19 protein-coding genes and 1 tRNA gene are annotated in these 22,151 nt (G+C 48.2%); 15 read left to right on the top strand and 5 right to left on the bottom strand.

Translation table 11 applies throughout. The features are described 5' to 3' along the window. Positions 1–11: 11 nt before the first annotated feature. On the bottom strand, positions 12–737 hold the full coding sequence (locus D0Y50_RS19110) for a 3-deoxy-D-manno-octulosonic acid kinase (RefSeq protein ID WP_117318520.1): 726 nt from the start codon (positions 735–737) through the stop codon (positions 12–14). 74 nt (positions 738–811) lie between these two features. On the opposite strand from D0Y50_RS19110, the gene D0Y50_RS19105 reads away from it, so the two are divergent. The 8 genes from D0Y50_RS19105 to glpG all read left to right on the top strand — a co-directional run bounded on the left by D0Y50_RS19105 (position 812) and on the right by glpG (position 9,565). Further along, positions 812–1,831, top strand: coding sequence for a glycosyltransferase family 9 protein (locus tag D0Y50_RS19105; protein WP_232366345.1), 1,020 nt, complete (start codon positions 812–814; stop codon positions 1,829–1,831). Positions 1,832–1,934: 103 nt separating this feature from the next. Continuing rightward, positions 1,935–2,405, top strand: coding sequence for a type 2 periplasmic-binding domain-containing protein (locus tag D0Y50_RS19100; protein ID WP_232366343.1), 471 nt, complete (start codon positions 1,935–1,937; stop codon positions 2,403–2,405). Beyond that, positions 2,402–3,568 (top strand): hypothetical protein, encoded by a 1,167-nt coding sequence (locus D0Y50_RS19095; protein WP_117318518.1) that lies wholly within the window; start codon positions 2,402–2,404, stop codon positions 3,566–3,568. Before D0Y50_RS19100 ends, D0Y50_RS19095 begins: the two co-directional genes overlap by 4 nt. 6 nt (positions 3,569–3,574) lie before the next feature. Beyond that, entirely contained in the window at positions 3,575–6,031 is a 2,457-nt protein-coding gene (locus D0Y50_RS19090) for a putative bifunctional diguanylate cyclase/phosphodiesterase (protein ID WP_108569007.1), read from the top strand. Positions 6,032–6,145: 114 nt separating this feature from the next. After that, positions 6,146–7,342: a glycine C-acetyltransferase gene (locus D0Y50_RS19085; protein WP_117318516.1), complete on the top strand. Its 1,197-nt coding sequence runs from the start codon at positions 6,146–6,148 to the stop codon at positions 7,340–7,342. Continuing rightward, complete coding sequence (tdh, locus tag D0Y50_RS19080) at positions 7,339–8,361, top strand: L-threonine 3-dehydrogenase (RefSeq protein ID WP_117318514.1); 1,023 nt, start codon at positions 7,339–7,341, stop codon at positions 8,359–8,361. Before D0Y50_RS19085 ends, tdh begins: the two co-directional genes overlap by 4 nt. A 5-nt stretch (positions 8,362–8,366) precedes the next feature. Continuing rightward, positions 8,367–8,678: a thiosulfate sulfurtransferase GlpE gene (glpE, locus tag D0Y50_RS19075; RefSeq protein WP_108569004.1), complete on the top strand. Its 312-nt coding sequence runs from the start codon at positions 8,367–8,369 to the stop codon at positions 8,676–8,678. Positions 8,679–8,680: 2 nt separating this feature from the next. Beyond that, entirely contained in the window at positions 8,681–9,565 is an 885-nt protein-coding gene (gene glpG / locus D0Y50_RS19070; protein ID WP_108569003.1) for a rhomboid family intramembrane serine protease GlpG, read from the top strand. Here glpG and D0Y50_RS19065 read toward each other — a convergent pair. Next, positions 9,562–9,906: a flagellar basal body-associated protein FliL gene (locus D0Y50_RS19065; RefSeq protein ID WP_232366534.1), complete on the bottom strand. Its 345-nt coding sequence runs from the start codon at positions 9,904–9,906 to the stop codon at positions 9,562–9,564. The two genes, glpG and D0Y50_RS19065, sit on opposite strands and share 4 nt — an antisense overlap. 247 nt (positions 9,907–10,153) lie before the next feature. Here D0Y50_RS19065 and D0Y50_RS19060 point away from each other — a divergent pair, with 247 nt between their 5' ends. Both D0Y50_RS19060 and ubiA read left to right on the top strand, forming a co-directional pair. Then, the gene (locus D0Y50_RS19060) at positions 10,154–10,732 is read left to right on the top strand and encodes a chorismate--pyruvate lyase family protein (RefSeq protein ID WP_232366341.1); all 579 of its coding nucleotides are present in this window, start codon (positions 10,154–10,156) and stop codon (positions 10,730–10,732) included. A 2-nt stretch (positions 10,733–10,734) separates the two neighbouring features. Further along, positions 10,735–11,601: a 4-hydroxybenzoate octaprenyltransferase gene (gene ubiA, locus D0Y50_RS19055; protein ID WP_108569001.1), complete on the top strand. Its 867-nt coding sequence runs from the start codon at positions 10,735–10,737 to the stop codon at positions 11,599–11,601. A 128-nt stretch (positions 11,602–11,729) separates the two neighbouring features. Here ubiA and ubiK read toward each other — a convergent pair whose 3' ends face one another. Then, positions 11,730–11,987, bottom strand: a complete 258-nt coding sequence (gene ubiK, locus D0Y50_RS19050) for a ubiquinone biosynthesis accessory factor UbiK (protein WP_108569000.1) — start codon at positions 11,985–11,987, stop codon at positions 11,730–11,732. A gap of 112 nt (positions 11,988–12,099) precedes the next feature. On the opposite strand from ubiK, the gene rep reads away from it, so the two are divergent. Beyond that, positions 12,100–14,115: a DNA helicase Rep gene (gene rep, locus D0Y50_RS19045; protein WP_117318510.1), complete on the top strand. Its 2,016-nt coding sequence runs from the start codon at positions 12,100–12,102 to the stop codon at positions 14,113–14,115. Between the two features lie 124 nt (positions 14,116–14,239). On the opposite strand, the gene D0Y50_RS19040 is transcribed toward rep, so the two are convergent. Both D0Y50_RS19040 and D0Y50_RS19035 read right to left on the bottom strand, forming a co-directional pair. Then, positions 14,240–16,840, bottom strand: coding sequence for a bifunctional diguanylate cyclase/phosphodiesterase (locus D0Y50_RS19040; RefSeq protein ID WP_117318508.1), 2,601 nt, complete (start codon positions 16,838–16,840; stop codon positions 14,240–14,242). A 250-nt stretch (positions 16,841–17,090) separates the two neighbouring features. Continuing rightward, positions 17,091–17,495 (bottom strand): c-type cytochrome, encoded by a 405-nt coding sequence (locus tag D0Y50_RS19035; protein WP_232366332.1) that lies wholly within the window; start codon positions 17,493–17,495, stop codon positions 17,091–17,093. 457 nt (positions 17,496–17,952) lie between these two features. Here D0Y50_RS19035 and D0Y50_RS19030 point away from each other — a divergent pair. The 4 genes from D0Y50_RS19030 (at position 17,953) to D0Y50_RS19840 (ending at position 21,671) form a co-directional block, all read left to right on the top strand. Next, a tRNA-Arg gene (locus D0Y50_RS19030) sits at positions 17,953–18,029 on the top strand. 478 nt (positions 18,030–18,507) lie between these two features. After that, positions 18,508–20,094, top strand: a complete 1,587-nt coding sequence (gene dptF / locus D0Y50_RS19025; RefSeq protein ID WP_117318506.1) for a DNA phosphorothioation-dependent restriction protein DptF — start codon at positions 18,508–18,510, stop codon at positions 20,092–20,094. Between the two features lie 4 nt (positions 20,095–20,098). Continuing rightward, positions 20,099–21,406 (top strand): DNA phosphorothioation-dependent restriction protein DptG, encoded by a 1,308-nt coding sequence (gene dptG / locus D0Y50_RS19020; protein ID WP_117318504.1) that lies wholly within the window; start codon positions 20,099–20,101, stop codon positions 21,404–21,406. Next, positions 21,387–21,671, top strand: coding sequence for a hypothetical protein (locus D0Y50_RS19840; RefSeq protein ID WP_232366330.1), 285 nt, complete (start codon positions 21,387–21,389; stop codon positions 21,669–21,671). Before dptG ends, D0Y50_RS19840 begins: the two co-directional genes overlap by 20 nt. The last annotated feature ends 480 nt before the right edge of the window (positions 21,672–22,151 follow it).

The following is a 22,151-nucleotide window of genomic DNA, read 5'->3' as shown; positions in this document are numbered from 1 at the left end:
GCAAACCGCGCCTACACTTTCCCATAACCGCGCAGCATGGCCTCGGTATCCGCGCCAGACCAGTGAAAAGCAGTATCGCCGGCCTTCGCCTGCTCTTTTAACAATGAACGCTGTAAGCGAGCCAGATTTTGCTGTTTCCAGCTATCTCCCTGGCGCCGGTAACAACGGTCATAATCGATGATCCAGACGGTTTCATGGCTATCCAGCATGATATTGCGGATATTCAAATCGTGGTGATAAACCTGGGCATCATGCATTTTGCGTACGGCAGCGCCAACCGCTTGCCACACCGCCGGCGATAGACTCTGGTGAGTCAGAACATGGTGCATGTCGCGGGCATGGGGAATCCTTACCGTCAGTAGGTCTGCTCGATAAATTAAACCCCGCCGGCATACCTGCGCAGCAATAGGGGTGGGCACATTCAAGCCGGCTTGCTGCATATAATGCAACAGGTTTAACTCCATAAACGGGCGGGTGCGACGTAAGCCTTCATAGAAAAACTGGTCACTGAGCAGCTTAGCCGCCATGCCGCCTCGTCGGTAATGGCGAAGAACCCAGCAATCGGTGTCGCTATTTTGTACAAACAAGGTTGTGCCGCGGCCTTTTGCCTGGCCAATAACTGCGTTTTTTGCACGCCAATATTCAGCAGAAAATACCATTGGGTCTACACTATCAAAAAAGTGAGTGTTAACTAATGTATGGTGGCCCATACTTATTTTCTGGTGCTTTATGGTCATGAACAGGTTAACTTATGGTAAATTTGTCATTGTAATCGCTTTTTGTAGTGACGCACCCCCGGGAGGCAATTTAATTGGGTAAAAAAATCTGTCTGGTCAGACTTTCCGCCATTGGTGATGTATGTCACGCTGCGGCGATGGTAACGCGAATCCGTACCCAATGGCCTGACGCGGAAATAACCTGGGTTATTGGTAAAATAGAATACCAACTGGTGCGGCTTATGCCGAATGTACGCTTTGTTATCTTTGATAAAAAAGAGAAACAGGCGGCAGTGAAAAAACTAAAGCAAACGCTGGCTAGCGAAAAGTTTGACGCGCTGCTTATGATGCAGGTTGCGTTACGGGCAAACCTGGCTTCTAAGGCGATACGTGCCCGCCGCCGGATCGGGTTTGACTGGGCCCGCAGCAAAGAGTTGCACTGGTGGTTTACCAACGAACGTATCGCTGCGCGCCAGCACGCGCATGTGCTTACCGGTTTTATGGATTTTGCAGACCAACTGGGCGTACCCCAAGCTCCCCTTAGCTGGGATATTCCGTTGGAAGAGCCCGCCACTGAGTGGGCCCTGAAGCAGGCTAAAAAACTAGGTAAGTTTGCGGTGATCAGCGCCGCGGCCAGTAAAGCCGAACGTAACTGGCTGGCACCACGCTACGCTCAAGTCGCTCAGCAACTTGTCGCACAGGGTATTGCCGTGGTGCTGTGTGGCGGGCCAGGTAAGTTGGATCGACAACTGGCCAGCGACATTAAGCATAGTAGTAGCGTACCGCTGTATGATTTTGTGGGTAGCACCTCTTTGCACCAAATGGCGGCGTTGTTACAGCAGGCTACACTGGTCATCGCGCCGGATACCGGCCCGACCCATATTGCCGCTGCTATGGGCACCCCTGTAGTCGGGCTGTATGCCCATTCCAACCCACGCCGTACCGGGCCGGTAAATAATCTGGATAATGTCGTCTCGGTGTACGACGAAGTTATCGAAGAACAAAAAGGTAAAGCGTGGGACCAGCTACCCTGGGGGACCCGGGCTAAAGGAAGTGACCTGATGCAACGTATCAGCGTACCTATGGTATGGGAAAAGGTAGCCCGCCTTATTTGAGTTATAGCGCATGCCGCCGATATAGAGGGGGCGAAATTCACTAATATAACTACACTTAAACTTATTGATGCTTGAAACGAGCAAGACCAGGGAGAAATACCGGGTGGCCTTAACAGAAAGGATATCTGGTGGTAATAGTTGGCTCAGCGTATTACTGCCAGTGGTAGTGGTGCTGCTTGTGCTATACGCTACCCGCACTGACGCCAGTGAGGCGCGCTTGCAATTTATTTTCCATCCAAGCGTACCTACCCAAAGCCTGACCCAGACCCAGGCGCGACAAATTTTCACGGCGCGCCAGCAACATTGGGAAGACGGCTCTAAAATTCACGTATTTGTATTGAACACAGATACGCTGGAGCACCAACGTTTTTGTCGCCAGTTACTACAAATGTTTCCCTATCAGCTTGAGCGAATCTGGAACCAGATAACGTATTCAGGTCAGGGCGATCCTCCTCATATCGTAGATTCTTCACAAGCACTGATTAACGCTGTCAATCAAACGCCCGGCGCGGTGGGTTATGCTACCGACACTTTTTTGGAAGACCAGCAAGACAACAAGGTTAACCCGTTATGAAACGGCTGTTATTTATCTCTTTTTGCGCCCTGACTCCGGCGGTACAGGCTGGTACTTTCAGTTGGCACGGCTATGTTTCTCAAGGTATTACCCAATCGATAGACAGTAACTTTATTACTGATAATAACGATACTACCCTTAATTTAACCGAGCTGGGAGTAAATGCCCGCTGGCAAATTAACCCGGCAATTGCACTGGTGGGCCAGGCTAATTATCTGGATGGCGGTAATCGTTATGAGTCGGGCGGCCGGGTAGATTACTTGTTTGTAGACTGGCATTTGCCCCGGCTATGGCAGTGGGATACCCATTTACATCTGGGGCGCTTTAAAAACCGCCACTGGCTATATTCAGCTACCCGCGATGTGCCGCAAACACGCGCCACAGCCATATTACCCCAGTCGGTTTATTTTGATGGATTTCGCGATATTGCCCTGGGAAGCGACGGCATTTTAATGCAGTCCACCCGTAGCGATGAGAGTGGGTCATGGGAGCTGAACTGGAGCTATGGTAAGTCGCCCTTAAACCAGGGCGAAACCGGTGCTTTTTTGGGCCCCGAAGCCCAAGGGGATGCTGATCAGGATTTTGTGCATCAGGCCAGTGTGTATTATCAGCCGCCATCGCTTAACTGGCGGATAGGCGCCAGTTGGCTCAAATCTGACTTTGATTACCAGGCGGCGCCAACCGATATATTTTTCGACGGCAAAAGCAGTATTACCCGGCTTATGTTGTCAGCTGTTTATTTTACCGAGCAATGGGAATTTAGTGCTGAGCTGGTGCAGGAACATCGCACCGACACTGGTGCCTATGCGCCGGACTTTACCAACAAGCGGGTAGGAGAAGGCGGCTATGTGCAGGCCCGTTATCTATTTACGCCCAAAATTAGTTCCCTACTTAGCTTTGATACTTACACCCTTGATAGAGACGATCCCGATGGCGTCGGCCTGAACCGGGCCAGCGCCGGGCTGATCCCCGCCTATTACGGCTACGAAGACACGGTAGCCGTGGGTATACGATGGGATATCGCCCCTAACTGGCGCTTGCAGGGTGAACATCACTGGGTAAACGGAGCGGCCCGGGCCACCAGCCTTATTCTGCCGCAAAGCGTAACAATGACAGAAAAGCACTGGCGCATGTGGTCAGTGCAGCTAATGTACTGGTTCTAAGGTTATATGCAGGTAAAGTTATCTTTTCTTACCAAAGTGATGCTGCTGTTACTACTGATGATGGCGTGTATTACCGCGGTTATCAGCTCCTTGCTTATTCGGCAGTCTAATACGGCTATCGATACGCAGCATCAGGTAGTTCAGCAGCAGAATATGCGCCGCTACGCGTTGCTCAATACGCTGCTTACCGACCGTATTTTACTCTGGACCGAAACCTTCACTCAGGAAAAAAGCGGGGCGCCGGCTTCTGTTGAAACCTTACAAGGGGCTATTGAAGGGGCGCGTAGTTCGATGGATGTCAGCCTGCAAATAGACAATGTATGGCTTTTTGATAGTACAGAAACACTGATTTATGGTGACCCGCAGGCAATGCCTGGTTTTGTCAGTGACATGCGTACGCAGGCTCTGCAAACATTGCGCCCGCAAATGGTGACCTCCTGCGCCCATTTATGCCGTCGCTATATAGCCTCGCCGGTTATGACCCAGAACGAACAGCCCGCGGTTATGATTTTTGCCACTGGCATGCAGGAGCTACTGGCCCTGTTGTCGCGTTCGGCTGATGTCGGGCGTATTGCAATTGCCCGGGGCACCGATAATGCGGCCTCCATGGAGGTGATTAGCCGCTTGTCAGTGGCTAACAAACGGGCGGTGACTGCTATTATTCAAGGTCTGCCGGCCAATACCGCAATTGATAATTTAACCACGCAGGGGAGCCGGGTAGTATATGAAGGCCGCTTGCTACTGGTGAGCTTATTACCGGTATTGGATGGCCGCTTACCTGACAGCTACATACTGTTTGCCCGCGACATCACCGAGCAGGTGCGTTCAGCCAGCGCGTATCAAAACTGGGTGGTTGGTAGTGCCGTGGCGCTGGTGGCGGTATTTGCCATATTGTTATACCTGATTTTAAATCAGTATCGCGCCCGGTTAATGGCCTTGAGCCGGCGTTTGCCCTTGCTGGCAGAGCATCGTTATGATGATTTTAGCCGCAGCGCCAGCCGGTCCAGACCCTTAAAGCAAAAACGCCTGACTGACGAGCTGGATGTACTGGAAGACGCCGCCAGTAACCTGGCTCGCGAGCTGGAAACCATCGACAGCAAAATTGCGCTGACGACCGCGCAACTGGAAAACATGGCGATGTTTGATGTGCTTACCGGCTTGCCCAACCGAAACATGCTGATGTTCCAGATGGAAAAAGAGATTTCCCTGGCCTCACGCGCGGATTTACCTTTAGGTTTGTTGTTTCTGGACTTAGATGACTTTAAACGTATTAACGATAGCCATGGCCACGACGTAGGCGATAAATTAATTCAGGCGGCGGCTTCCCGTATTAGCGAGCCGTTACGCGACAGCGACATTGCTGCTCGCTTTGGGGGGGACGAGTTTGTCATCCTGCTGCCCGGGCTGAATACCATCGACCAGGTGGAAGTGGTTGCCACCCGTTTAATCGCGGCATTTGAAGCCCCCATCCAGTTTGATAACCACCAGTTTTATGTGTCGATAAGCATTGGCCTGGCCTTTTGTAACGAAGGTGAAATTACAGCCATGGAGCTGCTGCGCCATGCTGACATTGCGATGTACGAGGCCAAAGCGGAACAAGGCTCAGCCTACTGCAAGTTTGACGGAACCATGAACCAGCGTGTAATGCGGCGGGTTGAACTAGAAAAAGAAGCGCGTATTGGGCTTAATGATGGGCAGTTCAGCTTAGCCCTGCAGCCGCAACTGTCGTTGGAAACCCGACGCCTGGTTGGGTTTGAAGCCCTGCTGCGCTGGCATCATCCAGAAAAAGGGAATATTTCACCTGCCGAGTTTATTCCTTTACTGGAAAACACCTCGTTGATGATGACTATTGACTACTGGGTGGTGGAAAAGGCCCTGAGTTTATTAAGCGAGCTACGCGAACGGGGTTATGATGAGGTCAAAATGGCCATTAATATCTCCGCCGCGCATTTTCTGGACCCGGCATTACCTGAGTTTATTGCCCGTCAGTTAGACAAGTTTTCGCTACCGCCCGCCCTGATTGAGCTGGAGTTAACGGAAACCGCCTTGGTTGCTGATATAAGCCGGGCCTCGGCAACCCTGGAAACCATTCGTAGTATGGGCTGTATGATTGCCATTGATGACTTTGGCACCGGTTATTCGTCGTTAGGCTATCTGAAGGCCTTGCCGGCTGATTTTATCAAAATCGACCGCTCGTTTGTGTCTGGAATGCTGGAAAGCGATGATGATCGCAGTATCGTGGCATCAACAGTCTCAATGGTACGGGGTATGGGCCTGACGGTGGTGGCAGAGGGGATTGAAACCATGGCGCAATACAATATGCTCGACCAGTTTGGCTGTCATCAGGGGCAAGGCTATCTGTTTAGCCCTCCCATCCCGCAGAATAAACTCTGGGACCAGTTGAACAAATCATTGGATGCAGGTGTATGGAAACTAGAAGATACGAGTACACCTGCCTATTAGGTGTGCCGATAAATTTACAGCGCAACTAACCGCTTGGGCCGGTAATCCGTCAAATGGTATACCGCGCCCGATGTATTCTTTAAAATAATCCTTTTAGCTGGTTTCGGAGACTCTATGTCTGACGCATTCACCGCACATCTACAAGCCCAAATCGACCAGGTCAAAGAAGATGGCCTGTACAAAAAAGAACGCATTATTACCTCCTCTCAACAGGCCGACATTAATGTAGGTAGCGATGAGCAGGTTATTAATTTTTGCGCAAATAACTATCTGGGGCTGGCCAATCATAGTGAGTTAATTGATGCCGCCAAAACAGGCCTGGACGAGCACGGCTTTGGTATGGCATCTGTGCGCTTTATTTGTGGCACTCAAGATATTCATAAGCAGCTGGAAGCCAAAATCAGTGCCTTTCTGGGTACCGAAGATACTATATTATATCCCTCTTGTTTTGACGCCAACGGAGGGCTGTTTGAAACCCTGCTGGGCCCCGAAGATGCCATTATTTCTGATGCATTAAACCACGCCAGCATTATAGACGGTGTGAGATTATGTAAAGCTAAGCGCTACCGTTATGCCAACAATGATATGGAGTCGCTTGAAGATCAGCTGAAGCAGGCGGACGCCGATGGCGCACGGTTCAAAGTGATTGCTACGGACGGGGTGTTCTCGATGGATGGGGTTATCGCCAACCTGAAAGGTATTTGCGACCTGGCAGACCAGTACGATGCATTGGTCATGGTAGATGATTGTCACGCTACCGGCTTTCTGGGTGAGAACGGCAAAGGCAGCCATGAATACTGCGGCGTGCTGGACCGGGTGGACATTATCACCGGTACATTGGGCAAAGCATTAGGGGGGGCCTCCGGCGGCTATACGGCGGCTAAAAAAGAAATTGTAGAATGGTTACGCCAGCGTTCACGGCCTTATTTGTTTTCTAACTCAGTGGCGCCGCCCATTGTGGCCGCCTCTTTGAAAGTGTTTGATATGATGGCTGAGGGCCGCGGTTTGCGCGAGCAATTATGGAAAAATGTCGCCCATTTTCGCCGCCGCATGGAAGAGGCAGGTTTTACCCTGGCAGGTAAAGACCACGCCATTATCCCGGTTATGCTAGGTGATGCAAAAGTAGCCAGTGACATGGCCGATAAATTACTGGAAAAAGGCATTTATGTGATTGGCTTTTCTTATCCGGTAGTACCCAAAGGTGAAGCCCGTATCCGGACTCAAATGTCTGCTGGCCATACCATTGAGCACGTTGATAAAGCTGTGGATGCGTTTATCGAAGTTGGCCGCGAAATGGGGATCATTAAATGAAGTCACTGGTCAAAGCGAAAGCAGAGAAAGGCATCTGGTTACAAGACACACCAAAGCCAGAAGTCGGCCATAACGACTTACTGATTAAAATTCGCAAAACCGCAATTTGCGGTACCGATATGCATATTTATAATTGGGATGAGTGGTCACAAAACACCATTCCAGTGCCTATGGTAGTAGGGCATGAATACGTAGGTGAAGTGGTTGAACTGGGCCAGGAAGTCAGAGGCTTTGAAATTGGTGACAGAGTCTCCGGTGAAGGTCATATAACTTGTGGTCATTGCCGTAATTGCCGGGCAGGGCGTCGCCACTTATGCCGTAACACTACCGGGGTGGGGGTAAATCGCCCTGGCGCATTTGCTGAGTATTTAGTAATACCGGCATTTAATGCGTTTAAAATTCCCCATAATATCAGCGATGAACTGGCCGCCATTTTCGACCCTTTCGGAAATGCTGTGCATACCGCATTGTCGTTTGACCTGGTCGGGGAAGATGTACTGATTACCGGCGCTGGCCCAATTGGTATTATGGCTGCTGCGGTAGCCCACCATGTGGGCGCACGCCATGTGGTTATTACCGATATCAACCCATACCGATTAGCCCTTGCCAAGAAAATGGGCGCTACCCGCGCTGTGGATGTGAGCAAAGAGTCGTTAAAAGAGGTTATGCACGAGCTGGGCATGTCAGAAGGCTTCGATGTCGGGCTGGAGATGTCGGGTGTACCCGCGGCTTTTCGTGACATGTTGGACAATATGAACCATGGCGGCAAAGTGGCGATGTTAGGCATTCCCCCTTCCGATGTGGCGATAAACTGGAATCAGGTTATCTTTAAAGGGTTAGTAATTAAAGGCATCTATGGCCGTGAAATGTTCGAGACCTGGTACAAGATGGCCAGTTTGCTACAAAGCGGCCTGGATCTGTCTCCTATCATTACACACCAATATGATATTGATGACTTCCAGCAGGGGTTCGAACAAATGGGCTCAGGCAAGTCAGGTAAAGTTATTTTAAACTGGTAGTCAATATGTCTGAATTTAAGCACATTAGTGTGCAGGAAGTGGCCGATGATACATCGGCTTACACCGTGGTCGATATTCGCGACCCGCAATCATTTGCCTTGGGCCATATGCCCAAGGCGGTACATTTGTCGAACGACAATTTTGCCACCTTTTTGCAAACTACCCCCAAGCACCAGCCGGTGGTGGTGGTATGCTATCACGGCATTAGCAGCCAACGGGCGGCGCAAGTTATTGTGAGCCAGGGGTTTGATACCGTCTTTAGCATGGATGGCGGGTTTGAAGCCTGGAAGTTAGCCCAACCTGTAGTGACAGACTAAACGTGGCGCATCCAATACTGACTATCCGCCATCATAGTTATGCGCATTTACTGGCCAATTACCTTACCAGCCAAGGCCATCCTGCGGTGGTACAAGGCCCTGATAAGAATGGCGATGCTACTACTGCCGATAGCAAGGCCTATCAGGTTTGCTTGCAGGATTTGAATAACATTGAAGAGGTCAAAGCCATATGCGATGCCTTTTTACAACAACCTAACCATCCGCGATATCAGCAGGCGGCCTGGCAAACCGGTGAGCAGGTAACCATGCCAGCCAGCTCCGGGCGCTCTGCAGCCACCTTGTTACATCGCGCCAAACAGGCGCCATTTACCACCGTGGTATTGCTATTGTGTAGCGTAAGTTATGCACTGTCTTTGCTGGGCTTATTCCCTGAGCTGTATTATTCCCTGACCATGCAACCATTATCCACCCTGGCGGCAAACCATCAGTGGTGGCGATTGGTAGGGCCGGTGTTTTTACACTTTAGTGCGCTGCATTTTATTTTTAATCTGTTGTGGTGGTCGATGTTAGGGGCGCAAATAGAGCGAACCTTAGGCATATTTGTGTTGTTGCTGGTATTTATTGTATCTGCGGTGGCTTCCAACATTGGTCAACTTCTGGTGAGCGGGCCAAGCTTTGGTGGGTTATCTGGTGTGGTGTACGCCGTACTGGGTTTTGTATGGTGGTTAGGCTGGCTACGGCCACAGTGGGGGTTGGGGCTGTCTAACTCTATTGTAGGCTTTATGCTGGTATGGTTGGTACTGGGCTACACCGACGTGCTATGGGTAAACATGGCCAATACTGCCCATACCGTGGGCCTTATAAGCGGCTGCGCCTTGGCTGCCATTATGGCGTTAGGCAGCCGGCGTCATCAGCACGTTGCTTAGGTATTGTACAAATACTTAGTGAAAATAACGTTTTTGATGACCTCTGCGCCCGTTTCTTCCTTCATATGCGTTTGTAACGCTTTTAATATGGCCAGCCGGATATCTTCCCGGCCGGTCATTGAGCGTACTTTTTCTTCTGGTTGCTGGCCAAATATTTCAATGGCGGTGGCCCGTAACAACGGCATATGGTGTTCAGCTATTTCCAACTGGTCAGCATCCCCTATCATCAGCTCAACCGTAACCCGTACAAAGCCAAGCTTTTTAGCGGAAGGGCCAACAAAATTGGTCACAATGTCTGGCTCAAGCCCCATATAAGCATAATTCGGCTTATCCTGCGCCATTGCAGGGGTCGTGTTTACGCAAATTAACAGCAATAAGGCAGTAACGCCGCTAAGAAAAGAATGGATTTTCATATAGATAGTGACAACTGAGTTAAGCACGAAAGCAGGTGTGGGTATTTGGTTAGTGTAGCAAAGACTGAAAAATAAACACCCACATTTAACGACTTTTTGGTTTAGGGTGTCAGGGTGTGAGTCTGATTCCCATGATGCTAAGATAGCCTGTAAATAACCAAGAGTGTATTAGCCTTTGGAAGTAACTTTTCCTTTTGCTCATGGGGTGACGGTACAGTGGGTACCGGCAGACCAGATGACGATTTCAAACCCAACCTTGCGCCGCTGGTTGCTAGATACCGGCTCGCTGACTGAACGGTTGCAGCAACACTGCGGCGAATTTGCAGTGCATAAAATTGGCCAGGGTAATGCGCCGCTGTATGCCAATGAGCAGCGCTGGCTACCGGCTGGCGTAAATCAGCGCTGGCAGGTCCGTGAAGTATTACTGTGCGCAGACCATACCCCATGGGTATTTGCCCGCTCGGTATTACCAGAAACCTTACTCCAGGGTGAGTTAGCAAATTTGGGGACACAGCCGTTAGGTAAGCGTTTGTTTAACGACGCGCGCTTTGTACGCAGTGAGTTTGAACTGTGCCAGATACCGCCTGCGGCATTTCACTTTGGCGCGTATGCCAATGCCTCCCCCGCCAATGCTCGGCAAACTAATGCCCCGCCCACCCTGTGGGGCCGCCGGTCACGGTTTCATCTAAATGACGACTACATCATTGTAGCTGAGGTTTTTTTAGCGGGTTCGCCGGCTTATCAGGACGCCTAAATATGCAAAACCACTTATCTTTTGCCAACCTTCGGGTATACATACAGCTAGCCAGGCTGGACAAACCTATTGGTATTTACCTATTACTATGGCCTACGTTGTGGGCGCTAATCATTGCTGCTGAAGGCGTACCCTCGTTAAAAATCACGGCGATATTTATTGCCGGTGTAGTGCTGATGCGTTCAGCAGGATGCGTTATCAACGACTATGCTGATCGTAAGGTAGATGGCGCCGTCGAGCGCACTAAACAGCGCCCCTTAGTGTCGGGTAAGGTCAGTGAGCGTGAGGCTTTACAATTATTTTTTGTGCTGGTGGCGGCGTCTTTCATTTTAGTGTTGTTTTTGAATTGGCAAACTATTGCGCTATCAGTGGTGGCTGTAGCGCTAGCGGCCTGTTATCCCTTTATGAAACGCTATACGCATATGCCACAGGCGATACTTGGGGCGGCCTTTGGCTGGGCGATCCCAATGGCTTTTGCCGCCGTTCTGGGATACGTGCCAAGCTATGGGTGGTGGTTATTTTTAGCCAACCTGTTGTGGACTATCGCTTATGACACACTGTATGCCATGGTGGATAGGGACGACGATTTAAAAATTGGGATTAAATCCAGCGCAATATTGTTTGGGCAACATGATAAGCGCATAGTGGGCGTACTACAGGCGGCCACTCTGGTACTACTGATAGTGGTAGCTCAACAAATACAGGCTGGCTGGGCGGTTTACAGTGCCCTGGTGGTGTGTGCAGGATTGTTTGTTCAGCAGCAATATATGGTGCGCCGCCGCGAAAGACCCGCCTGTTTCCAGGCGTTTCTTGATAATCATTATATAGGGTTGGCTTTTACCGCGGGGTTACTGCTGAACTATCTTTGATCCACGTGCAAATGCAGCCCGCGCGTATATTCACTGCCCCGTTGCATTCTCCGCCGGATAGCATTAATCAATGGCGACCGGTAACCACTGAGGTTGCCGGGTCGCATCTGCCAACCCCTACAAACGGGTTATGGCTTTTCAGCTGCGCTTTTCGCTTCAAGCTCAGTCAACCGAGCTTCCATTGCATCCAGTTTTTCACGGGTACGAATCAGCACCTGGCTTTGGATATCAAATTCTTCGCGGCTTACCAGGTCCAGTTTAGATAACTGTGACTGCAGCACCTGTTTAATCCGCGACTCAGCGCCTTCGGCCATATTGCGCACACCAGGTGGCACGGCCTCAGAAATTTGTTTTGCCAGTTCTTCGAGTTTTTTCGGATCGAGCATGGTTTTCCTCTATAATGCGCCACGTCATGGTTTAACTATTCTAAAGAGAAGTTGGACACATGCAACGAAAACCGCCAGATGTTAAACCCAAGCGAGTGCCGGTACTTTTTCTATGCGATTAAATGACGCCCAACAGTCTGCAGTTACTTACGTTTCAGGTCCGTGTCTGGTTCTGGCAGGAGCCGGAAGCGGTAAAACCCGCGTAATCACCAACAAGATTGCCTACCTGGTACGCCAGTGCGATATGCCTGCCCGCTATATTGCCGCCGTTACCTTTACCAACAAAGCGGCCCGTGAAATGAAAGAGCGGGTGGCCCAGACGTTAGGTAAAGCCGAAGCCCGTGGCCTGAAGGTATCCACCTTCCATACCTTGGGCCTGAGCATCATCAAAGCCCATGTAAAAGAACTAGGGCTAAAACCCGGGTTCTCGTTGTTTGACGACAAAGACTCGATGGCACTGCTGAATGATTTAACCGAAGACACCCTGGATGGCGACAAAGACCAGCTAAAACTATTGCAAAGCTGTATATCCAACTGGAAGAACGATTTGATGCTGCCTGATGCTTTGCAGCGCCAGGCCATCAGCACCGGCGAGAAAGAGTTTGCCGAAGCCTACCGTCAATATCAAAACCACCTTAAGGCTTATAATGCGCTGGATTTTGACGATCTTATCTTGCTACCGACATTATTGCTGAAAAACCACGAGCAGGTGCGTAACAAGTGGCAGCAAAAGCTAAAGTATCTGCTGGTGGATGAGTATCAGGATACCAATACCAGCCAGTATGAACTGGTTAAACTGTTGGCCGGCGAACGGGCGCGTTTTACCGTAGTAGGGGACGATGATCAGTCGATATATTCATGGCGGGGCGCACGGCCGCAAAACCTGCATTTATTGAAAGAAGATTACCCCCGTCTGAATGTTATTAAACTACAGCAGAACTACCGTTCGTCCGGGCGTATTTTGCACTGTGCGAATATTTTAATTCAGAATAACCCGCATTTATTTGATAAGACGCTTTTTTCGGAGCTGGCCTATGGCGAGCCATTGCGGGTGATTCAGGCAAAAAATGAAGAGCACGAAGCCGAGCGGGTAGTAGCCGAGCTAATTGCTCACAAGTTTATGAACCGCACCGCGTTTAAAGATTACGCCATTTTGTATCGTGGTAACCATCAAAGCCGGTTGTTCGAGAAACTGCTGATGGCCAACCGTATCCCTTATAAAATCAGCGGGGGAATGTCGTTTTTTGGCCGTACTGAGGTAAAAGACATCATGGCATACCTACGCTTAATGGTTAACCCAGATGATGACAATGCGCTGCTGCGGGTTATCAATACGCCGCATCGTGGGATCGGCCGTGCCACCCTGGAAAAGCTGGGTAATTTTGCCAACCACTTAGGCGTGTCTATTTTTGCTGCTGCCGTACACAATGGTCTGGCGCAGGTACTACCGGATGCTGCCTATAACCGGGTGGCTGGCTTTGGCCGGTGGATGGTGGAGTTATCCGACAACGCACAGCGCGGCGACAGTAAAGCAGTCTTGCGCGAAATGATTAAGTCGATGCATTACGAGGAATGGCTGTACGAGCAAAGCAACACGCCTAAAGCGGCGGAAATGGCCATGGCAAATGTCAGTACCTTGTTTGGTTGGGTCACCGACATGCTTGAAGGCGGTGAACTGGACCCGCCTATGACATTACCAGAGGTGGTTAATCGCCTAATTTTGCGCGACATGATGGAGCGCGGCGAAGATGACGCCGAAGCGGATCAGGTTCAGCTGATGACCCTTCATGCATCAAAAGGTCTGGAGTTTCCTATCGTCTTTTTAGTCGGGATGGAAGAGGGCTTGTTGCCCCACCAAAGCAGCATTGATGAAGACAATGTTGAAGAAGAGCGCCGACTGGCGTATGTGGGCATTACCCGCGCCCAGCGCGAACTGATATTTTCACTGGCAAAAGAGCGCCGCCAGTACGGCGAAGTGCTAAACCCCGAACCCAGCCGGTTTTTATACGAGCTACCGGTAGATGATGTGGCCTGGGAAGAAAACAAGAAAAAGGTCAGTGCCCAGGAACGTCAGGACAAGGGTAATCAGAGTATTGCCAACCTGCGGGCGATGTTAGGTAAAGGTTAGTCGTTTCAGGGGCGTTAAGTGAGCGTGTATGCCGCCCTATACGCGCCCTATTTAACATCTAAGAAGAAAGCTACTGACTGCACAGATATTATCGCCACCAGGCCGGTGGCGAGCCCACGCACTGCTAACCGGCCAGTTTGCGAATGGCCAATGCTTCTGGCTCACTAAGCTCTTTGCCCTGGGCATAATGGCATTGTATTTCGTTAAGGGCGTCGAGTTGCGAGGGCGAGTCCACCCCTTCTGCAATCACCGAAAACTTCAAATGTTCTGATATCAACATAACCGACTGAATCAACTTCAGATTACGCTGAGACCGTGGTAATGATTTTACAAACCGATGATCAATTTTAATGTAATCAAACGGGTAAGCGAATAAATAACTTAAACTCGCCAGCCCGCTACCAAAATTATCCAGCACCAGGGTTACCCCGGAACGTTTGAGCTTTTTTATCGCCGGTAGAATGTACTGCGAACGGCGGTTAAGGTCGTTCTCGTCGAATTCAAATACCAGCTGATGCGCTGATACGCCAGCCTGCTCAATCAGGTTAAGCATTTTGGTTACCAGCGTAGCCTGCAACAAATGGTTTATCGACACATTGACCGCAATTTTTTGCGGGGCATGGCTGCTTTGCTGGCTGTTGACCAGTAAGTCACAGGCGCGTTTAAGCTGGTATAAATCCAAATCTAAGGTCAGGCCGCTTTGATCGGCTACCTGCCGGAACTGTTCACGGGCGATTTTGCCAAACTGCGGGTGCGACCAGCGCACATACATTTCATGGTAAAGCGCCTGGTTTAAGGTTAAGTCCATTACCGGTTGTAAAAAGCAGTCAAACTCTTCTTCGCGCAGGGCATGACGAAACTCATTTTCCAGCTCAAGCTCTTCAAGTAACCGTTCGCGCATGCTTTTGTCGAACATGACAAACCGGCCACGGCCTAATGTTTTAGCCTGATACATGGCGGCGTCTGCATCGCGTAGCACTTCATCGGCGCTGTGGTAATAAGCCTCTAAATGAGCAATACCGATACTGGCGCCCGAGTACATTTCCTTGCCTTCCAGCACAAAGGGCTCGGACACTGCATCAATCACCCGGGCTGCCACGTCTTCCACATCTTCGGCGGTATCAAAATTATCCAGCAGGACTACAAATTCGTCACCGCCCAGTCGCGCCAGTAAGTCGTGGCCACGAATACATAATGAAATACGCCGGGCAACTTCAACCAAAAATTCGTCACCGGCATGGTGGCCCAGGGTGTCGTTAATCACTTTGAAACGGTCTAAATCAATAAATAACACCGCAAACAGATTATCGTGATAACGGTGTTTGCTAGCCAGTGCCAGTTCTAACCGGCTGGCGAACATGGCCCGGTTGGGCAGGTCGGTAAGCGTGTCATGATGCGCATCGTGAATCAGCTTGAGCTCCATTTCCTTACGCTCTTCAATTTGCTGACGCAGGCTGGCATTAGCACCGTTTAGCTCTTCGGTACGCTCTTTGACGCGCTCTTCAAGTTGGGCATTGTATTGCTGAATCGCTTCGGTACTGCGTTTGCGTTCCATAGCTACCGCTATATGGTGCGATACAAAGCGAAGCAATTCCAGGTCGCGGGCTGTGTATTTAGCCAGTTTGCCATAGGTTTGCACGGCAATAATGCCAGAGATTTCACCGTCTACTACCAAGGGCGAACCCAGCCACGAGTTAGCGCTGGTTAACATGGTTTGGGCAATCGACACATCAATTTCGCCGGCTTCAGCCAGCTCCAGCACCCGGGGCGGGTTAATTAATTCTGCCTGGCCGGTGCGCAACACAAATTCGGTAAGCCCCAGCCCCAGCGGGCGCTGGCTGGCCTGGGTATCGACGGTATCGCTAAAATAGGGGAAATGCAGGGTTTCACCGTCTTCATCAACGGTGGCAATATAGCAGTTGGGGGCGCTTATCAAACGCGCCAGAATAAAGTGCAGGTTGCTATAAAAGTTGCACATGTCACCTTCAAGATTGGCCGCCAGTTCGGAAATTTCAAACAAGGCTTGTTGTAACTGTTCGGCCTTCTGGCGCTCCAGAATTTCTTCTTGCAGGTCATCATTGATTTTGCGCAGCTGGCGGGTGCGCTCACGAATAGTGCGTTCAGTCAGCTCACGGCTTTTTACCCGGTCTACGGTGGTCACAATATGTTGTGATACAAACAGCAGAACCTCTAAATCTTCCTGGGAATAAAACACGCCTTCGTCATAGGTTTGCACCACCATGGCCCCTATGACCTGAGTACCACGCTTTAGCGGTACACCTAAAAACTGATGGGGCGGTGCACCAACCATGGTGACCCCGGTTTCCCGGGCAAATGCATCGGTATCGTCTTTTTGCAAAAACACATGGCGGCCAGAACGCAATATGTAGCCGGTAATGCCGTCCATTAGCTTCTCAGCTGGCACCTGCTTAATAGTTTGCTCATCGTACTCGTCCACAAAATAGGCAAAGTTTATCAGGTTAACGTCACGCTCATAAAAGGCGACGAAGAAATTATCGGCGTTCATAAAGTCGCCAATAATTTCGTGAATAGCACTATAAAGACGATTAAGGTTACTTACAGAGCTCGACAGTTCTGAAATATTAAACAGCGCCTTCTGTACACGTTCGGAGCGCTTATATTTGTCAGTAAGTTGCTGTAGCTGAGGAATGAGCTCGCGAAGCTCATCCTCCGACAACTCATACTGCGTTGACTCTGTCGACATTAAGTTAGCCAGATTATTATAGTAGTGGGCATTATAGCGATAAACCTAACTTATTTACCTGTAAAAGGCTAGATTTTGTTTAAAAATACAGCAGCAAAAAATTTACGGCTATTAACGATAAGTTAGCGGAAAGGCTATTAATTATGCGTTGAACAAGCATCGGTAAGGGGCAAAATAAGCGTAGCAGCGTAAACAGGGACAATGTGAGTAAAACAGAGGCTGCATAGGTGAGCTAGCAGCCCAAATTCGGTTAAACGCCTTCAATCATGTAGTCGATGGCGGCTTTGATTTCATCATCGCTACAATCCCCACAAGTGCCTTTAGGCGGCATTGCGTTGTAGCCATTAATGGCATTTTTAAGCAAGCCATCCAGGCTGCGCTCATCAATGCGTGGTTGCCAGTCTGCCGCAACCTGTAATTTAGGAGCGCCAAGCACCCCAGAACCATGACAGGCAACACATGCACTGTTATATACGGCCTCGCCCGAGCGGGCACCGCCACTGCCAGCATCGGCAGATTCAGCTTGCGCGCCAGCCATATGCACCGAGCCTACTGGTTTAATTCGTTCTTTAATCGCTTCATCGCTCATATCCTGAGCATGAACGACAGCAACCAGAGCTACAGCTGCACCACCAAACCAAAGTGTTAATCTCACATCTGCCTCCAGGCATGTCAGTAAAACGCGATATTATCAAAAGATTATAACGGTTACTGAGCTACTACAATAGTTTACGTATAATTAACCAAATTTTAATCAGCCCGGTTCCAAAAAATCTCTAGCTGAACTTTGTTCAACAAAACGGTTGATGCGGGGCCGATGGATAAGTATTATAGCGCACCTCGGCAAAATCGCTGCGCTCACCGAAGCCGCACACCTTGTTGAAATAGTTATCTCTATCGCAAGCAACATTTTTTGCGATAGACCAGCCCTCCTAAATGGGCCTGGACAAAGTTTTTAAAGTACGCACCCGTAGCTCAGCTGGGTGAGTACCGGTCGCCGCAGGCGATGAGGGGTGACTTAACGTCACGCCGAAAGGCACGCAACGCCGCAACAGGACGTTGCGGCTGGAATGACCCACCATGGATGGGTCAGAACAAAGTTTTTAAAGTACGCACCCGTAGCTCAGCTGGATAGAGCGTTGCCCTCCGGAGGCAAAGGTCATAGGTTCGAATCCTATCGGGTGCGCCATATACAAAAAGCCGACTCCTTTGAGTCGGTTTTTTTATGTCTGTAGTACTCCGTGGATGAGAGCCTTGGTTCGACCAAATCGCTAGGCTGATCCAACAGTCGGGCGATTTTGAACACGCTTTAGCGTAGCCCGTAGGGCGAGGCGCAGGACGCGCCGAGTAATCCTATCGGGTGCGCCATTTTTAAAGGGCTGCAGCCCGACTCCTCTCTTCGCAAAACTCCCTTTTCGAAATATGTAGCGAATAAAAATCTGCGCCAAATACGCCTTTAGCGGAGAAATATCTGCCTTGTATAAAACCTTTAGCTATGAAATATAAGGGAAGACGAACCTATCGTATTTTTTAACAAAGCTCAGATAATAATGTTCAAAGGTATACTTTAACTTTGTAAGTCATACGGAAAAAGACTGGTTCATATTGTTGCCCTGAACTAATTAATGGTATTTTGTTAGACTAAAGACCAACTATAAGGATGTAGAATGCGTTTTGTCGACGTTTTAAGCGTATTGTCTAAATCTTCCCCTTATGCTGTTTCCACTGAACGTCAAGACTCTATTTCTAAAGAGCTTGATGAAGTAAAGAAGTATCTTTACATCGAAACAGATATACAAAAAGACTTTGAAAGACACCTAACTTCATTGTCTCCCGGTAGCAAAAAAATTATCTTTCTTTGTGGTAGTAGTGGTGATGGTAAGTCTGAAATTCTCACTCAATATTCTACAGATTTTTCTCACAAAGCTACCTTTCATTTAGACGCAACGCATAGCTTTGAACCTGATGAATCTGCAATATCAACACTCGATAAAGTTTTTGCTAATTATGAGAATGGTGATAAAGCGCTAGTAGTTGGTATCAATATAGGCATGATGGGGAATTATGTCGAAGAGGGGAGCAATGAAAATCTACGCGACGCGATCACCAATTATTTAGACTCAAAAGAGTCAACTTCAGAGTATGTGTTCCTAAACTTTGAAGACTATCCAAAGTTCAATCTAACAAGTACAGGTCACTCTTCTGATTTTGTAAAAGCAATATTGCAACGCATAACTAAGCGTGAAGACAATATTGTACGGCAGTACTTCGATAGAGAAAAAGCGAGTCATGATGGTAACAAAGTCCTTTGTACTAATTACCAGCTTCTTTCTATTCCACAAGTTCAAGATCGAATTGTCGATGTACTGTTTAAAGCTCGACTGATTAAAGACCAGTTTCTTACTACCAGAACGCTGCTGGACTTTGTTCACACATTACTGTCACCAGAGTGTTATCTGTTTGACAACATGTTTAATGCCTCGGATAACGAAATCTCGTTCAAAATTGTAGACTTTGATCCTGCTGATGTTAGAACTGAAAACGTCGATAAGTTCCTCTTAAGTACTAGCTTGGGTTTATTCGATGAACGCTTCGAAGAATTCACCTCTTATTTATCCTCTGAACTTGGCATTCGCCAGTCTAAAAATTCACACTCATATCTGAGACTGTTCTATCTTCTGGGAGAAGCAGATCTTGCCAACAATTATCACAAAGATTTTCTCGACGATTTTAATGAGCCTTTGTTAGACAAATACGCGAAAGTGTGGAATCTGCACACCCACTTTGTAGGGGATAGAGATGAGAAGAGAGAACTAAAAGCATTCTATAAAGAAATAATATTCACTGCAATGCATAATTATATTAATAGAAACGCCAAGGCGCTCGCTAAAGGGAATTTTCTTATCTCATCTCATAATGGCTACCAAATTATGACTGAAGTCGATATGGAGCCCGATTTCACGGCAGTTCAACACGCACTACCAACAAGTACATCTTACTTTGTTGCGCATATATCCGTTGAAGGTAAAAGTGTTTCAATGCCGATTAATATTAACCTCCTTAATATGATGAATAGAATTATTGGCGGATATAGGCCAAACAAGCATGACAAAAATACCATCGTTATTTTAGATGACTTTGCTGATCACATAGCTGACATAGCATCAAGCAAAGATAAGCTCACCATAGTTAAAGATGGCTTAACCATAAGTTTACGTAACGATGATGATGAAATAGAAGTAAGTGGGGTTTAGATATATGTTCAAACTCAAAGCAGAGCTAAAACCTCAAAACAACAAACTGACGTCTTTTTTTCCAATTAACACTAAGGACAGGAAAGGCATTTTCGATTGGGACATAGTACTTGGTCACTTCGTAAAGTATGCTTATCGAAAAAGTGTCGCAAGTAATCAATTCGAACAATTCAAGTTGAAGTGCAAAGAGAACTTCGAATCAAAATTGGACGAAGCTCAGTTCTGGCAACACCTTGAAAGTATGTATTTCACAGGTGATGAACTATACAAAATAAGTCCAGAGCTGCTGCTTTTCAAAGCGCAAGACGTTAAAGGTGGCTCGGCAAATAAAAGGTTGGGCGACTTGTTTTTGAACTTATTGCAGGACCATCATCTGCAGAAATCGCCCAGCTTAAGCCTGAATTTTTTGGAAAAAGAGCTAGTTGATACGTTCAATAGTTTCACAGTCTCAGGTTCAAGAGCTGGAACAGTTTCCAAAGCGCCGACAGAAGCGCCTTACCTCCCTTTTCTAAGAGAGCTATTTATCGAAGACTTGGACTTCATTGCATCGAAGCCAAAGTACTTCATAGAAAACATAACAGACTTTTTAAAGCTTTATGCCTTTCTTTATACCGCGCAGATCACACTAAATTTGAGTGAGTGGAGAGCCGGCGTCCCCACTGCTAAACCATGCTATTTCATTCTAGATACCGAAAAAGCTTCAGATGAACGCAGCTATGTTAAAAGTTACGGTTATCGTCAGCTAGCTAAGAATTTTGATAAAGTTTTCCCATACTTAGCAATGAATGAAAGCCTCCAAGATAGTGCAGCTGTTAAACAGCCCCTATGGTCTATCACTAGTCTTGAAGATACCCAAGGCGCGCTAGATGCGCTGAACGCTTATGCGGTTGATTTCAAAGAAGAGCGCCAGCTGGGGACGGACATCAAAGAAGCAAGCAGCGTAGCAGGTGCCGTAGATAACCTATTGACACTTTTCTATGCGCAATTTGGCAGGAGTGAAACACGGCACGAAGTTAATGTTCATTTTTGCAAAGCAATAGAGTCTGAGTTGTGTGGGCACTTTGTTCAAAGCCGTGGTAGAGCTGGGCGAGTTTTAGTATTCAATCAAGACTATATATTGCTTTTGACCAATATAGTTATAGGAAAAAGGGAGCGCTTGCGACTTCATGAGTTACTTATGGAGTTTCAAGCTAGAGGGATCTCCTTTGATAAGCAAACACAAAAAGTGCTTGTAGAATTTTATGAGCGCATAGGGAATGTAGAGAGAATGAGTGACAGTGGAGATGCAGTTTATGTCAGAAAAACAGTTTGAGGGTTTTTTAGCTGAAAAGCTTATAAACTGGGGCGCTGAACATTTCTACAAAGGTTATCGTTACCAATTCCAATCACCAGATAAGAGCAACAGCAAAAAGCTATTTGATGCCCTATGCGCCAGAAAAGCGGGCCACATTGCTATCAGACAAGTAGAGATGCCCTTTATTCAAGTTGGAGGGTATAAGCTCTTAGTTGTCTTACACAGCGAAGACGAAGGGGAAGGCTGTAGCGAAAACTTTATTTTTCTCATATTCGAGATGTAGTCGCGTCCCAACAAAGTGAAGTGAAAGACTCTTGTCTTCTGATTATCCATAACTCAATGCTTGATACATTGATAAATTCAGCAGAGAACATTGCGCAGCCAGGCTGGGTTTGGCATCCGCTAAAAATTAAAGAAGCGTTAGAGGGGAAATCGACCCGTTGAACGATAATAGACTCGTTACTCGATGCTTATTAAGTCATCGTTTCGAGCAAATTGTAGATGACGGTGCAACGATGTTCGGGTTTGAAGAGCTCTTTAATGCACTTGTTGATGATGGTGAAATCAGCTTCCATGAAATAGCGCTGCTAAACGATCCTCTCCTAAAAGGATGGGACTCTCCAATCAGATTGCAAACAGGCTTGAGCAAAACAAGCAAATGTACGAAAAGCTGGACTATATTACGCATCACTTTCCAACAAGCTTAGAAGAAAAGCTTGGGGAAGAAGACTTTAGCCCCTCTTTCGTTAAAAAGTATTTCGAT

Origin of the sequence: Salinimonas sediminis, from assembly GCF_003429285.1 — a bacterium.
GTDB classification, from domain to species: Bacteria; Pseudomonadota; Gammaproteobacteria; order Enterobacterales; family Alteromonadaceae; genus Alteromonas; species Alteromonas indica.
This window is presented reverse-complemented; position numbering and strand designations above follow the sequence as displayed.